This is a genomic window from Colwellia sp. BRX8-7 (assembly GCF_014077275.1).
Classification (GTDB): Bacteria; Pseudomonadota; Gammaproteobacteria; order Enterobacterales; family Alteromonadaceae; genus Colwellia_A.
The window spans coordinates 49,329-64,794 of sequence record NZ_JACGVP010000017.1; the positions used below are offsets into that span (position 1 = coordinate 49,329).

The window sequence follows — 15,466 nt, forward strand, 5'->3', positions numbered from 1 at the left end:
TTATCTTTCTCCTTCGTGGTGTAATGAGGAAAGTAAGCTAGATGAACGCTGTGTAACAAACTCTCGCACACTATTGTGTGGTAGTTGTTCAACTATTTCGGCAATAAAAGCCAGGCTCAATAGACGTTTAGCTTCGACCCTCGGAATACCCCTAGATTGTAAATAAAATAATGCTTCACTATTGATTTGACCCACTGTGGCACCGTGTGAACATCTCACATCATCAGCATAAATCTCTAGTTCAGGTTTAGTATTGATGGTGGCAGTGCTTGAAAGTAATAAGTTTTTGTTACTGAGCTCGGCCAATGTTTTTTGAGCGTTTGGATGAATATGAATGCGGCCATTGAAGACAGCATTAGCTTGGTCATCCACTAAACCTCGAAATACTTCATTGCTGCTACAATTTGGCGCGATATGTTGCATACAAATATGGTTATCAATTGTTTGTTGATGGCGACCGTAAAAACTGCCTCGAATATCATTACTTGCATACTCACCCTGCAAAGACACCGTAAGATCATTACGTTTCAATTTAGAAGCAAGGCTAATTTGATGTTGTTGATAAGTGCTATGATGCCCTTGTTTTACACGATGATTGCATATGCTCGTGATATTCTCATCAAGTTGCAGTCGGCTATGGGTGATATGCGCCTTGTCATTTACAAAACATTCAATCACAGTATTAACCATTGACGTGTGTTTGAGTGGTGCGTCTTCATGCTCGATTATTGTCGCTTTACTGCCGGTTTCAGCAATAATTAATAATCGCATCATGTTTGTTTTTGGCTGATCACCTTGTGTCAGATTTACGATGTAAAAGGGCTTGTCGACCTCACAATGCTCTGGGATATGGATAAGTAAACCATCTTCAAGTTGCGCACTGTTAAGGCTAGAAAAATAGTCGTGGTAGTAGTTATGACTGGTATCTAAATGATCAACAATGAGTTGCTGCTGAGCTGTGTTAGCCTCAGAGAATAAAGTGCTGTAAGGGTTACTATCAAGGTGTGATAATCCATTCGTAAACACACCGTTGACAAAAACTAAACGATACGCATTAAGGTCCTTGATTATAGACTGCGCAAGTAATTCATCAATGTCGTCGTCACTTTTTGAATCGAGTACTCGCATGCTTTGTGCGTCGAGTTGATCATCAGCTAACAATTCTTCAAGTTTAAGATATTTCCAATCTTCGGTTTTTTGGGTTGGTAATTGCAGCGCTTTTAAGCGTTCACTTGCCGCATCACGAATACCTTGTAACCACAGATTTTTTTGAGAGGTATGCTCGTTGCTAAAGTCAGTCGTTATTTGCTGTAGATTATTCATGGTTAAACCTTAAGTGGATTTGCTGATTGCTCAGTTCCACTTTCTAACCAACCGTAGCCTTTTTCTTCTAACTCTAACGCCAGCTCACTTCCACCAGATTTAATGATTTTCCCATCGGCTAATACATGTACAAAATCAGGTTGCACGTAATCCAATAATCGTTGGTAATGAGTGATCAAGATAAAGGAACGATCGGGACTGCGTAACTGATTGATCCCATCAGCCACTACTTTAAGTGCATCGATATCTAAACCTGAATCGGTTTCATCAAGTAGGCATAACTTTGGCTCTAACATCAGCATCTGCATAATTTCATTGCGTTTTTTCTCACCACCTGAAAAACCTTCATTCACACCACGCTTTAAAAAGCCAGTATCTAAATCAACCAGTCGACACTTCTCACGCGCCAGCTTCATAAACTCTACCGCACTCAAAAGAGGCTTGTTTTGATATGTATGGAGACACTCAAGGGATGTTTTTAAAAACTCAAGGTTACTGACTCCCGGGATTTCAACCGGGTACTGAAAGGCAAGAAAAATGCCTTCTCGTGCACGATGTTCAGGCGCAAGTGTTAATAAGTCTTTGCCTTCAAACATGACGGTTCCATCGGTCGCATCATAGTTATCACGACCTGCTAGTACATTGGATAGCGTGCTTTTTCCGCTCCCATTCGGTCCCATAATGGCGTGGACTTCACCAGGTTTAACCTCAATATTTAATCCTTTGAGGATCTCTTTTCCATCAATCTTGGCTTTTAAATTTGTAACGTTTAGCATCTATTGACCTTATTATCTTTTAATCAAGTTTTATCAGTGCGGTAATACGACTGATGTCTGTTTCATGAAATTTTTTTGATCCCTTCGCAGCGCGTTATCCAACCGCCCCCTCTAAGCTGATCTCTAATAGTTTTCCGGCTTCAACAGCAAACTCCATTGGCAACTCTTTGAAAACAGATTTACAAAAGCCATTAACAATCATGGATACCGCTTTTTCAGGATCGATACCGCGTTGTTGGCATAGGAATAACTGATCTTCACTGACTTTTGATGTTGTCGCTTCATGTTCGACAATCGCACTTGGATTTTTGCTAACAATATATGGGAAGGTATGTGCAGCACATTTATCACCAATTAAGAGTGAATCACATTGGGTGAAATTACGTGCACCTTCTGCTTTTGGTGATATATTGACTAATCCTCGATAGGTATTAGATCCTTTGCCAGCTGAAATGCCTTTTGAAATAATAGTACTGCGAGTATTACGACCTAGATGGATCATCTTGGTCCCAGTATCCGCTTGTTGTGCGTTTCGGGTTAAGGCCACTGAATAAAACTCACCAACACTGTTATCGCCAAGTAATATTACGCTTGGGTACTTCCATGTGATGGCGGAGCCTGTTTCAACTTGAGTCCATGATATTTTTGCGTCGGTATGGCAGATACCGCGTTTGGTGACGAAATTATAGATACCTCCTTTACCGTTTTCATCCCCGGGATACCAATTTTGAACGGTGGAATATTTAATTTGCGCGCCTTTTAGTGCGACTAACTCAACCACTGCTCCATGCAGCTGATTTTCGTCTCGCGATGGTGCGGTACAGCCCTCAAGATAGCTCACATAGCTACCTTCATCAGCAATAATCAAGGTGCGTTCAAACTGACCCGTGTTCATCTCATTGATCCGGAAGTAGGTCGACAACTCCATCGGACACCTAACCCCTTTAGGTATATAAACAAACGAACCGTCACTAAATACCGAACAGTTTAAAGCGGCATAATAATTATCTTTAACGGGCACCACAGAGCCCAGGTATTTTTTAATTAATTCAGGATGTTCGATGATTGCTTCTGACAGTGAACAGAAAATCACGCCAGACTCGGCAAGCTTTTCTTTAAAGGTGGTAATAATAGAAACACTATCAAATACTATATCAACGGCGACACCAGCCAGCATTTCTTGTTCATGCAATGGAATGCCTAATTTTTCGTAGGTACGAAGCAGTTCAGGGTCAACTTCTGCCAAACTTTTAGGTGCATCGTCCTGACTTTTGGGACTTGAATAGTAGGCAATAGCTTCAAAGTCAATTTCAGGGTAATTGACTTGCGCCCATTCTGGACGTTCCATCTCTAGCCACTGTTGGTAGGCCTTTAAACGCCATTCCAACATATATTCTGGTTCATTTTTTTTGGCTGATATTTTTCGTATGACATTTTCATTTAACCCAGGATCAAATGTTTGCATTTCAACATCTGTGATAAAACCCGCGTCATAGCTGGAATTAATACGCTCATCAATAACATTGCTTTCGCTCATAATGATTAACTCTCTTTCTATAGGTTTGCAAAGTACAAAGTACGGTGTCACAGACCAAATCCTAAAAACATTAATTTGGCATGGATCTATCTTTAACGGTTATTTAGACGCGTAGATGATCTCGATTGTATTTTGTGAAACGCTAACACCATAAAGAATACTGATTTAGTAATGTATTAAGTTTATATTACACGCAAATTTAATACAATACTAAATTAGTATTTGTTGTTGTTTGGGAGAGTGGAATGTTTACTTGATGAGATAACCCTTAACCGTTGTTTTATATATTATGGAAAATGTTGCAATTTTCATTTTTTAGTTTTTAGTTTTTAGTTTTTATTTCAGAAGTATCTTAGCGTTTATTCAATTTACTGAGTGGTATAAGGAATAAAAAGGAATACTATTGGGGTATACTATAAAATATAATTACTGACCAGATGAGGTGAGTAAATTTTCGAGAGAATACTTATGATAAGAATTAGCCGCATGGCCGATTATGCGCTGTTGGTGGTATTAAAAATGTGTGGTCGCGATGAGCTAATTACGCTAGAAAGATTGTGTCAGTTAACGACATTATCTCTACCTACCGTGCGTAAATTGATGCGGTCACTCATCCATAACAATTTAGTGGAATCAGTTAGGGGATCTCATGGGGGTTATAAACTCAGTAGTCAATCTGATCAAATATCGATTGCAGAAGTGATTGAAGCCATCGATGGGCCTATTGCATTAACAGAGTGTGTTAAGTCGGATGGCGGTGATTGTGAATTGGCAGATACGTGTGGATTACAAGGAAATTGGAATATCGTTAATCGTTTGATTTCCAATGCGCTGCACAACGTAACACTGGATGCAATGGGGCAAGAGCCGATGGATGTTAAACGCCTGAAGTCAACATTCATAGAGGTCTGTGACCAAAACGAATAAGAGCTCAATAATATTTTTCAAACCAGCTCGCCAAGTTGATAAGTGTTTTTTAGCTGTTTCGTCTGCTCTTTAGATAATGACTTTAATTCAGCTGTTTTAAGGTTAAAAGAATATTTCTTCTACCATTAATTTGGCATATTCTAGCTTTTGATTAGGACTGTAACTAATTTTTTTTTTCTGGTCATTTGAATACCTTTAAGATTTTACTTACTTTAAGCTATAAATCCTTCCAGTTTCATTAAACCATTACAGTTGTTGTGGTTAGTAATATTACCCATCACTTTATAGTCTTTAGCTCACTTTGGGGCCGAAAGTGAGCTAGAGTTAATATTCTAAATTTATTTAAAGCTTACATGATTCAATGTCCGCTCTGGGGATTTGAGAACTAACGCCATGCAAAAGTTTTAGTCATAATTTTAGTTGTGAATGGATGTGAATTTAAGTGAAAAAGGAAGCTTTAGGATCTATGAACTACCGTTTTTAAATCAAAAGATAATGTCGGCTATTGGCTAATTATCGACCTAAAGAACAACCACTAGCTAACGTCAGCAAAGCGCACTTACTTGTCGTTAGGATATCTTTTGAAATAGCAATTTTTTAAAGCAAAAATAAAAATTTATACAACGGACTACTCTAAGGTCAGTAGCTGCCACAAAAGAGACCTTTCCTAACACCCTAAATCAGCACCAAAAAGGTCTTCTCTGATACGAAACCGGACGTTAGCATCAATGGATTTTCGAGCTATTTTTAGTATTCAGGAGATGTTGAGCTATCTTTACCTTGATTGGTCAACAAAGTCACCATTGCGGATGCCCACGTATTTGTATTGGCATGAATCAAAGTGCCAATACCTTCTTTTTTAATGCATCACATGTTTACTGGTACATTTAATTGATTAAAATTCTCCTATACAGGTATTATCATTTCTTACTATGCGTAAGTGAATTTAATCAGAGTAATAATATGATATTTAATTTTAAGAATAAAAATGAGATAGAAAAATTAGAAATAGAAATAAATACTCTAAAACAGCAAAATTTATCACTTAAAGAAGAGCGTCACCAAGCTAACCAATCAAACATGGCTCTGTCACACTTTTAAATAGAGTTATTCAATTGGATATTGTTTATAATTTAAATTATATGTATAGTTCGCCGTAAACGACTAATAAGCCTAAATTATTTCATTAGCTTATTTTAATCAAATGGAAATAATTGAATGATTACTAAAATAATAGCAACGATAATGATGATACTTTCATTTAATCTAATTGCAGCTGAACAAATAGATTTAAGAAAAGATGCAGTATATTACTGCAAAGTCACAGCAAAATCTCAAATAAACAAGAATGACAGTCAGAGGTTGAGGCCCGATAGTCTAACCCTGAAAGTTCATGACCAGACTATTGTCACAACTTACTCTAACAATGACAAAACTACGTGGTTAAAAACTAATACGAATCTCCATAAATACTCTATCTTCGCAGGTGATCTAGATAATAATTTCAGTTTAGAAAAAACATCTGCGGGACTTACTTTTAACCTATACACGAGTTGGCGTACTGATAGTAGTAATAGCTTAAGAAGTTATGTTATGAAAATTTCAATAGGTACTTGTAAGATCGTTTAGTAAGAAAAACAACTATCGTATTAAAATACATGGTGTTACCCCTGCTATTGTCGGTAGTCCACATGCTAGGGGATACATATAATAGCTTTACACTAATGAAAAGCAGTTTTGTTCCTTATCTACACTCATAAAACATTGAATATTTTATATTGAGTGCTTTATGAATAATAACTACGTAAAAATATGAATATACAAACTGCGAAACCAAAGGATCTTATCTTGAAAGGAATAATACTATTTTTCTACCTTATTTTTACCTTTAGCGCCTATGCAAATGATGTTGTCAAGTGGTTAGATAAAGGATATTCCTCAGCTCAAAATAACAATAACAAACAATCTGTTAAGTGGTACACCATGGCTGCAGAGCAGGGGAGCTCACAAGGGCAATTTAGCCTAGGGGTTCTGCATGAAAAAGGTTTGGGTGTCCCGCAAAATTACAAGCAAGCAGTCAAGTGGTACACCTTGGCCGCAGAACAAGGATACTCAACAGCCCAATACAATCTAGGGGGACTGTATGCAGATGGAAATGGTGTCCCGCAAAATTTCAAGCAAGCGGTCAATTGGTACACCTTGGCTGCAGAGCAAGGCTACTCATCAGCGCAGATTAACCTTGGGAGTATGTACAGTAATGGAAGAGGTGTCCTGCAAAATTCCAAGCAAGCGGTCAAGTGGTACACCTTAGCTGCAAAACAAGGGGATTCATCTGCTCAATATAACCTTGGAGGTATGTATTTTCGTGGAGAAGGTGTCCCGAAAGATTACAAACAAGCCATGAAGTGGTATACCTTATCAGCAGATCAGAATGAACCAAAGGCCAAGTATAACCTTGGTGTTTTACATGAAAACGGATATGGTACGCCTCAAAACTATAAAAAATCATTTAAGTGGTACACCTTGTCTGCAAAACAAGGGCATTCACCTGCTCAATTTAACCTTGGGATTCTGTATGCCGATGGGAAAGGTACGCCTCAAAACTATAAAAAAGCATTTAAGTGGTACACCTTAGCATCAGAGCAAGGCAACTCAGGTGCGCAAGGTAACCTTGGAGTGATGTATGTAAACGGTGAAGGTGTTAAAGCTGATAACAAAATGGCTTATGCTTGGCTGGCAATATCTGCAATGGATGGAAACCAAAATAATACAGCAAATAGAGATACGATAGCCAAGCGACTAACGCGAACAGAGTTAAATGAAGCCCAGAACCTTTCACGAGATCTCTACAATAAAATCAACAAGGATGGATAACCTTATCTCCAGCTTGAATTAATTGTTCATCACTTTACATAGATGTGCAACGCGCTATATAAAGTGATAACTACATTTATTACCACGTTCATTTAAATGGTAGATTTTATACAGGTGCCTTGTTACGAGGCATCTTATGAAAAGTTTTCTCTTAATGGTTTTTGAAATTTATTAAGCTGTGATTTCCGTTACTGTTTCGATGATTAAATTCATTGCATTCATCCCCCCCAAAGTCAGTACGTCCAAGTAAAATTCATGGCCGAACTTTAGTCTCGCTATACAATTATATTCCCTTTTGATTTTTTCCAGACGTTCACGTTACACTCTAATTCATTGTTTTTTATGTTGTCACTATGCCCGATACTTGGTAGCTAGAGAAGTATCTAATTCTCAATAGCCAAGGTTAACAATGATACGAAACCGGACGTTTCAATATCTGTTTTAAACGGATATATCGTTGGCCAGTTTTGTTTAACCACTACACTTTCAAGCTGTAATAAAGAGACGGCTATTTCGTATTATTTATATCTCTGTTAGTCTACAAACCTAAAATACTCGTTGGTTATTATTAGTCCAAAGCCTACAACCATTCCTCTTAAGTCTACTTAGCCATCTCTCTTGTTTTTTTGAAAGTCCACGGAGAGTATTTTTGTCTAAAGTCAATGTTTCAAGTTCGGTAAATTGTTCTATTACTTTTGGTAACTCGTTTAGATAGCTTCCGCGTAGGTACAAAAAGCGAACCTGGGTTAGCAGTCCTATTTCTTTTGGTAATTCGTGTAGATTCAGCTCCCCTATAGACAAATAACGAAGCTGGGTTAGTTCAATAGCGGACCTCGGTATAATATGAGCACCAATACCGTTCAATTCAGCCCATTGCCAAAGCCTTCCCATCCAAGGTTCATCTTCAGCTTCTGATGTTTTGGGGTTTTCACAAAACGCTTTTTGTGCAACTAGTTCTGTTTTTCGTTCAGGTGGCCGCAAATTTCCATCACTATAATAGTCTTCATGGTCGTTCATTAACCCACCATGCATAGACGTGTAGCCTGCATCGTACATATCATCTGCCCACCCCATAATAACTCCTTAATTTTTATAACTCTGTGAATCCGTCGCACTCATTTTAGTCAAACTAAAACCGAATACAACTGTTCGGTGTTAGTGCATATGTAAGTTGAACGATTGTTTGTATAAAAAGTTTAACTTTCTTTTTCATCATCAATCAGTATAAAAGTAACATACTATTTATAATGACCATACCCTAGAAGAGTGTTGATTTATTGGTACTAACTTTCTACTTTACCTTTTAGGTAGTTCAAAGGCCCCTCAAGCGTTTTGACACTTCTTCAGTGTTCATTCATAGGTCCGTCCCCTCAATAACACTATTCATCTTTTCGCCTATTAAGAAGCCAGAGTAAAAATATTTAAACGAACCATTCAGATGTTCATCCGTAACTCTTTAACGACTTTAATTTCATGATCTTTACTTGCAATGCCACCAGAGTAGTTATGAATCATAAAAGAAAGATGTTTAGATTGTTAGAGGAAGATCAGTCCCGCTTAAAATTCTTAGGTGTGGCCTTTTTCATGTTTCCCAGCGCATGGCAAGTTCAGCGTTTTCTAGGTCAGAAGCCACATTCAATTTATTTGAAATTAATGCAGTTTTTCCACGGCCAGTTCTGAGCGACAATTCACAGTATGGACGAATTTCTTTGTTCGCTATTTTTTCACTAATTGATTTAGATACTGCGTCCATCTGTTCGTTTGATAATGTGCAACAGTTTCTGTCAATATCAATCTGCTCCGGTTTAATTTTTATTTTGGAAATGGACTGTATTAGCGGGTTCCAGTCATACGATATGGTTTTTGCCTGTATTGTAACTGAAAGCTCACTTCTATCTTCTGCATATAAAAAAAGAAAGTTGATATCGCGCACTGCTTCCTCGCCTAATGCTAATCTTTTTGCCTTGAGTTTTGCTGCTTTATCTAATCCTTTACCCCAGGAAGAATTAAGAGCCATATCTTCGGTTAACACAGTAATAGCAATTCTTGAGCGATCATCCATTACAACAATGCAATATTCGTTTTTACTTGGAAGGTATATGAGATGGCCAGACCGAACATATTTTGCGTTACAGCTATTCCCACTCCCTTTTAGCCAAACAAATCCCCCCTGTTCGAGTTTATCTCTCAGCCAAGATTCGTCTACGCCAAACCTCTCTTTCAGGCGTTCAACTGCATGATTATGTATTGATGGAACACTTACCATAATTTATAATTCCTCACAGCCTAAGGGTCATATTAATGGGCTTTTGCTGCATGAGTAAAATTTTAGTGTAGTGCAACGAAACCACGCAGGAAGTAAACGTTTCGTTGAACTGTTTGTGTTAAATAAATATATGTTGGCTTTCGCACGTCTATTATTATGTTAACGTTTTTACCAAAATCTCACCTAAAACAAAAAAGAGAATTAGAAAAAATAAAATAGGGAAAGAAATTAGTAGCAGTTGTACTTTTCTATCGTGTTGCCTTTGTTTTGATGAATCTAAAATCTCTTTTATTTTTTCGATTTCAACATCGTCAAGCTGAGAAAGTTTCCTGTCCATTTCCATTTTTTTATGTAGAGCTTCTAACATCTCTGTTTCGGCGTTAACCTTAGCTATGTCACTAAGAGTAGAACAAGCGGAAATAAGATTTCGAAATGTATTAAACAGCGAACTAAAACCTTTAACTATTTTCATTTACAACTCCTGTACAAATAATATTTTTATCGTGTGGTTTAGACCGACTCTACCTTTAATGTAAGGTAGAGTCGCCTCTCAGCCTTTTCATTATGTTCTGATTTCTAATCGGTCTAAGAGTTCTCTGTCCTCAATTTTTTGTGCTGTTCTTGTATAAATAAGCTTATTGTCGGCTTGCTTCCCTGTAACCTCAGCTATGTTCCATTCAATCATTGCTTTCTTAAATTTACGTCCAAATGCTCTAGGAGATTGAATATCGCCCCATGAACTTGAGAGTATTGCTTTAAGGATAAAAGTATCACCTTTTTTTTCGTGTGCAGCTCTGAAAATAGCCTCTTTCAAAAGTTCATCCTGATCTTTTTCTAAACATTGCCACAATTTAGAAGCTATATGTTCTGATAAATCAGCCTCTGTATCTTTCACTTCTTTTAATAATTCAAAAACTAAGTTTTGAGGTAGTGAAATATTTAAGTTTAAATTTGACATGTTGACTCCGTTTATTTTGGTTAATATTGTTAAATCCACATAGAACACACTTAGATTCGATGTAGAATACAATAGATAATACTCAGAAACAATTGAGATAGCAATAGAATTAATTAGAAGTTAATAAAGTCATTTAGAAACAATATAAAAACAGGTAAAGCAGCGCCTAAAAACTCCATCTACTGTGCAGATTAGAGGTTAGAGTGTTATGGTTAAAATTGAGTTAGTAATGACCTAAAAGTTAATGACCGCTTATGGCTAATAAGTGACCATTCAGTACATAGCTTAGGAGGTTTTTAAATTTTCTTATTTTTTGTGACGTTTTTTATAGTTTTCTCACGACTTTTGACGAAAATTTTTCAATCGATTTAACTCAATCTAGCTACAGCCAAGAAAATCCTGAACGAGAGCTCTAATTATTCATGAAGATCCACAATTGTGCAGATCCTCCCTCCTTAATCATACCGGGTAACGCAGACAAGGATGTAGCGATTGTTTAAGGGGGAATTACGTTTAGAGAAGGTCAATCCCCTGGAGTTTAATCTCAATATATAGAGTTTGAGGATACGAGTCACTCGCCGACCATCGAACAGGATCAGCGCGGAGTATATGCGGTATTAAAGTGGTTTAAAAAGCATTTTTAATATGACTAATTAGCGTATGCCAAAAATATTAATGAGACGATTAAAAAGGTTATTTTTAATCGTGATGTCTAGCAATAAACATTTGCTACCCAAACTTTAATGATTTAGAGAGCGGTTGTTAGAACATGGGGTTTATATTTCATCCTTTAAATAATAAAGGCACAAAGCTATTTTGTTAACTATGCCCACCTATGATTAGTTAATAACTTCTCGCCACGAGATGACTCGATCATTGCCTCTAAAGACTCCAAAGGTGGCAACAGCAGTAGGATTATCATCATACTCACCATCATTGTCCCAATCATATTTCAACCAGTCATAGCTATCGTACAAGACGCCTATTTCCCCTTGTTTACCTGATCCCGGCGCTGTCAATTTAATATCCCGAGCTTTACCCGTCATAAACACACCCTGTCCTTCTGCACGAGTAAGTGCGGGGTCTAAACTAATATTGCTCAGGGAAATTTTATCTGCGTTATAAGTAACACAATTATTATCAGTGGTAGTAATAAAAGTTGTACCATCAAAATGTTCACTATTGATCAGTTGGTTAAGATTGGCAGTTTCAGGCCCAAAGCTATTGACTAATGATAATCTTCCAAAGCGAATTTCGACTCCCACCGGTGACGCATCAGCCGTCGTTATTACGTTAACATTGTCAGAATCGGTAATTGAAGCTATTGAAAAATCAATATCAGCGGTAAAGGGTGCCACCAGAGCGTTGGCAGAGCGGTCATAAAAAAAGTTATCACTATTTGATAGTTGATAGTGCAATACCCCTTTAGGGAGCGGATTATCTTCGGGTATTAATGTTGTTAAATCATTTTGACTCAAAATACCCGTATTCATATTAGCCGTTAACAATAGTTTAGTGCTATCAGCGCCTATCGCCACTTGGTCTAAAGTCGGCTCAGTGATACTAACCCCCGTATTGCTGAGCTTCATATAACTGTCGGTATAGTTCTGGGTAATTTGGCCCTGTTGATTGTAAGCCGTAATAGCCAGTGTTGGATTAGTTAAGTATGTTATTGCACCAATAGTGTTAGTCGCTTCGTCTTTTTGGCCGCTGTAGGCAAATGTTGTTCCTGAGTTACATGTCGCCAAAAAATAACCATCTTCTGCTATTGTTTGAATAAAGTGATCGGGGATAAAGCGACCGATATCAATTGCATCAGCTAAAACAGTAATATTAGCATTGCCATAATTACTGTCTTTTACCGCTAAGTTAAGCAAGCCTACTTCTGAGTATTGTGCTTCACTATAAGTAGATACACCTGAAGAAAAATCACTAAGCGTTACATTTTCAAATTCAGGGTTTAGATAAGCTTTTAATAGACCTGTTGTTGCATAATTAAAATTACCATCTGCACTTACACCTACTGTTGGACCTGTCCTACTTAACTTAATTTGTATTTGCCCTGGCGAGTAGTTTGGCGTAATAACATCAAGACTATTGAATGGTTTTACACTTAACTCAAAATTTGCACCTGCTGGGTGTACTTTAGTTGCCGTTGACGTTGCGCCATTTATATCAGTTGTGCCCGCTTTAGCACTAACAATTAATTTAGCTGGACTTACCCAAAAGGTATTACTCGTTCCCAATACTGTTGATTCACCTAAGATATAACTAGCATGCAAACGAATTTGACCTGCATCATGATAAATTGGCATGGGTATGACGGCAATACTATCACCCGTAAACTGTAACGTGGTAGGTGTAGTGTTTGGATGTTTGGCAATAATCCTATTGTTAGTGGTAAAGCTAAGACCGCTCGTCCCAACAGGATCGATATTTTCTTGCGATAAAGCTACGCTAACATCATCATTAAATAACCCCGTACACACTCCAAGAGTATCTTTTACAGCCTGCAACTTTAATGTGTCGTCAAATACCGAACCTGATATTTGATTCGTTAATGTCAATCGATTATCGTCACCGTAGAGGAACCTAAAACCAACATTACTAAATGCCATATCACAAGAAGAGCCAACGCCATCATCACACACAAAGGGATTAGAAGAGGTAACTGAAGCGTTTGCTATTGAGAAGGTTAAGGTTTCAACGCTGGTATAACTAAAATCAATGCGAGCGCTACCGCTAAAAGTAGGTGAACTGATGATATCGCCATCAGCAAGGAAATCTAATGACACTGATACGGCACTTAAACTTGAGCAGCTTTCATCAATACAGGCTTTAACGGTCACAAACTCTTCTGCACAAGTTAATCCTTGGCCATCATGTACAATTTCGTAGTGATGAACAACGGGTTCAGGACAAGTACGCGGACTACCGTTATAATTTTTTTCGCCGGTAAATTGGTTGTCATAAATAGTACGCACATCATTTAAAGATAGCACTGAACCAAAAACCAGCAATTCGTCGAGTTGACCGTTAAAATTTACTCCATTGTTTTTAATGAGACCAATACTAGAGAAGGCTGTACTCACATCTCCAGTTTCAGAGGTTGCAGAATTGTCTAAATTTCCATCTACAAATACTTGCACTACTCCCGTTGAGCTGTCCCAAGTTAATACGACATGGTGCCAACTGCCGTTATTAATAGGTTGGTTTGAAACGGCGGAACGTCCATTACCTTTTTGTATTCGTATATGCCCAGAGGCATCTATATAGCCCCAAAAAATATCATTGCCACCACCGACTTCCTCAACGCCGGCAATACCTGGGGCATTCCAAGCGGTATTATTACCAATTTGAAGAGTATTTATCCAAAAGGAAAGACTTGCTGTCGTACTAAGGTATTCATCGATACCCGGTGCCTCGACGTAATCGCCACTACCGTCAAAAGTACCTGCTCTACATACCTGTCCATCATTAATGGTCGTGCTATTACCAATGGCAGTACCATTAAGGCCGTTACTTAAATTATCAAGCACTTCACCACTGTTTCCGCCCCAGCTTAATTCATCAAAGTGATACTCAACTAACAGGTTTGTTTTTTCATAAACAACGATATTACTAAAAAAGCTATCAGCTCTTTGTCTTCTATCATCGTCATTTATAAAAAATAAATATTGAAAATTACCGGTATAAAATTCGCCTACAGGAATAGTAAAATGAGTTGTACCGTTACCGGTATAAGTAGCAAAATTAGAAATCCCAAAGTTTTGAGTACCATGTACCCTAAAACTTTTATCTGAGCTAAGGTCTAAATCGTTATCAAAACCTAAACCGTGGATCTCACCCTCAACGGTACTTTGAAAATCAAATTCTATAACCGTATCTACGGTAACCGTATAGGGAAAATCAATCTTTTGCCAACGATTACCATCCATGTAAAGCCCTAAACCAGCATCTCTTATCTCTACCGCTCCGGTTCTGTCTTGACTTGAACCGCCATAACTAGAAACACCGTACTCACCGATCACGTCCTCGGTATATACAGATAATTCAATCGGTTTTGGGGTGTAATCAACAACTAATAACGGGCCGTTATTACGTTCCCCGTCATATGATTCTGCTGTACGTTGACAAGTCGTTGTTAAGCACCCTGAGCCAGGCTCAACAATCAATACTAGATTATTGTTAGCCAACCAACCGGCTCTATCAACAATTTCTTGAATGATACGACTAAGGTCAGGCGTTTGATGAAGAGCACTAATAGTATTCCAAGCTGATGGTGTCCAATTTACCGCTGCTGAAGTTTTTGCTCGGTTGTTGCTAATATTATAAGCAACACTGGAGAATTGATTAGCGCTGTCAGTATCTTCGCCAAATATAACTAGAGTAGTAGCACCACTATCACTCTCATCAGTTTCGAAAACAATATAAGCTGAATTTATGGTTGCACCTTGAGGAATATTGACATTTTGAAAGCGCAGACCAACAATTTGTAAACCGTCAACAAAATCATCAAAACCAAATTCAAGATCTGTACTATCCCGGTACATGTCGCCATCCGTGATACGTTCTTCTACGTCATCATTAGTCGAACTTATTCTAATTTGTTCAGTGACAGCCTGAGCGGGTAATGAGAATATTGATAAAGCCCAGAGAAGGCACGCGATTAAACAGCGAGAATTTTTATGATAAACATACATTTGAGACTATCCCCTAAAAAGCTATTTCCTCTACAAAACATCATAATTATAATATATAAAAAATCGTATGTATCTACTAGAAAAGTAAAAATAACTAGTCAA

The 15,466-nt window shown here is 37.7% G+C and carries 10 protein-coding genes; 2 read left to right on the forward strand and 8 right to left on the reverse strand.

Features of this window, described 5'->3' with window-relative positions:
* The 3 genes from sufD to sufB all read right to left on the reverse strand — a co-directional run bounded on the left by sufD (nt 1) and on the right by sufB (nt 3,636).
* The gene (gene sufD, locus H4J57_RS15955) at nt 1-1,323 is read right to left on the reverse strand and encodes a Fe-S cluster assembly protein SufD (protein WP_182243582.1); all 1,323 of its coding nucleotides are present in this window, start codon (nt 1,321-1,323) and stop codon (nt 1-3) included.
* Nucleotides 1,324-1,325: 2 nt separating this feature from the next.
* The gene (gene sufC, locus H4J57_RS15960) at nt 1,326-2,099 is read right to left on the reverse strand and encodes a Fe-S cluster assembly ATPase SufC (RefSeq protein ID WP_182243583.1); all 774 of its coding nucleotides are present in this window, start codon (nt 2,097-2,099) and stop codon (nt 1,326-1,328) included.
* 94 nt (nt 2,100-2,193) lie between these two features.
* Nucleotides 2,194-3,636, reverse strand: coding sequence for a Fe-S cluster assembly protein SufB (gene sufB, locus H4J57_RS15965; protein ID WP_182243584.1), 1,443 nt, complete (start codon nt 3,634-3,636; stop codon nt 2,194-2,196).
* Nucleotides 3,637-4,104: 468 nt separating this feature from the next.
* Here sufB and H4J57_RS15970 point away from each other — a divergent pair, with 468 nt between their 5' ends.
* Both H4J57_RS15970 and H4J57_RS15975 read left to right on the forward strand, forming a co-directional pair.
* Nucleotides 4,105-4,563 (forward strand): SUF system Fe-S cluster assembly regulator, encoded by a 459-nt coding sequence (locus tag H4J57_RS15970; RefSeq protein WP_182243585.1) that lies wholly within the window; start codon nt 4,105-4,107, stop codon nt 4,561-4,563.
* A 1,848-nt stretch (nt 4,564-6,411) separates the two neighbouring features.
* Nucleotides 6,412-7,437, forward strand: a complete 1,026-nt coding sequence (locus tag H4J57_RS15975) for an SEL1-like repeat protein (protein WP_182243586.1) — start codon at nt 6,412-6,414, stop codon at nt 7,435-7,437.
* 546 nt (nt 7,438-7,983) lie between these two features.
* Here the strand turns inward: H4J57_RS15975 and H4J57_RS15980 are convergent.
* The 5 genes from H4J57_RS15980 to H4J57_RS16000 all read right to left on the reverse strand — a co-directional run bounded on the left by H4J57_RS15980 (nt 7,984) and on the right by H4J57_RS16000 (nt 15,364).
* The gene (locus tag H4J57_RS15980; protein WP_182243587.1) at nt 7,984-8,511 is read right to left on the reverse strand and encodes a leucine-rich repeat domain-containing protein; all 528 of its coding nucleotides are present in this window, start codon (nt 8,509-8,511) and stop codon (nt 7,984-7,986) included.
* A 508-nt stretch (nt 8,512-9,019) separates the two neighbouring features.
* Entirely contained in the window at nt 9,020-9,703 is a 684-nt protein-coding gene (locus H4J57_RS15985; protein WP_182243588.1) for a hypothetical protein, read from the reverse strand.
* A gap of 154 nt (nt 9,704-9,857) precedes the next feature.
* On the reverse strand, nt 9,858-10,175 hold the full coding sequence (locus H4J57_RS15990; protein WP_182243589.1) for a hypothetical protein: 318 nt from the start codon (nt 10,173-10,175) through the stop codon (nt 9,858-9,860).
* Between the two features lie 90 nt (nt 10,176-10,265).
* Nucleotides 10,266-10,661, reverse strand: coding sequence for a hypothetical protein (locus tag H4J57_RS15995; RefSeq protein ID WP_182243590.1), 396 nt, complete (start codon nt 10,659-10,661; stop codon nt 10,266-10,268).
* Nucleotides 10,662-11,500: 839 nt separating this feature from the next.
* The gene (locus H4J57_RS16000; RefSeq protein WP_182243591.1) at nt 11,501-15,364 is read right to left on the reverse strand and encodes a LamG domain-containing protein; all 3,864 of its coding nucleotides are present in this window, start codon (nt 15,362-15,364) and stop codon (nt 11,501-11,503) included.
* Nucleotides 15,365-15,466 lie beyond the last annotated feature (102 nt).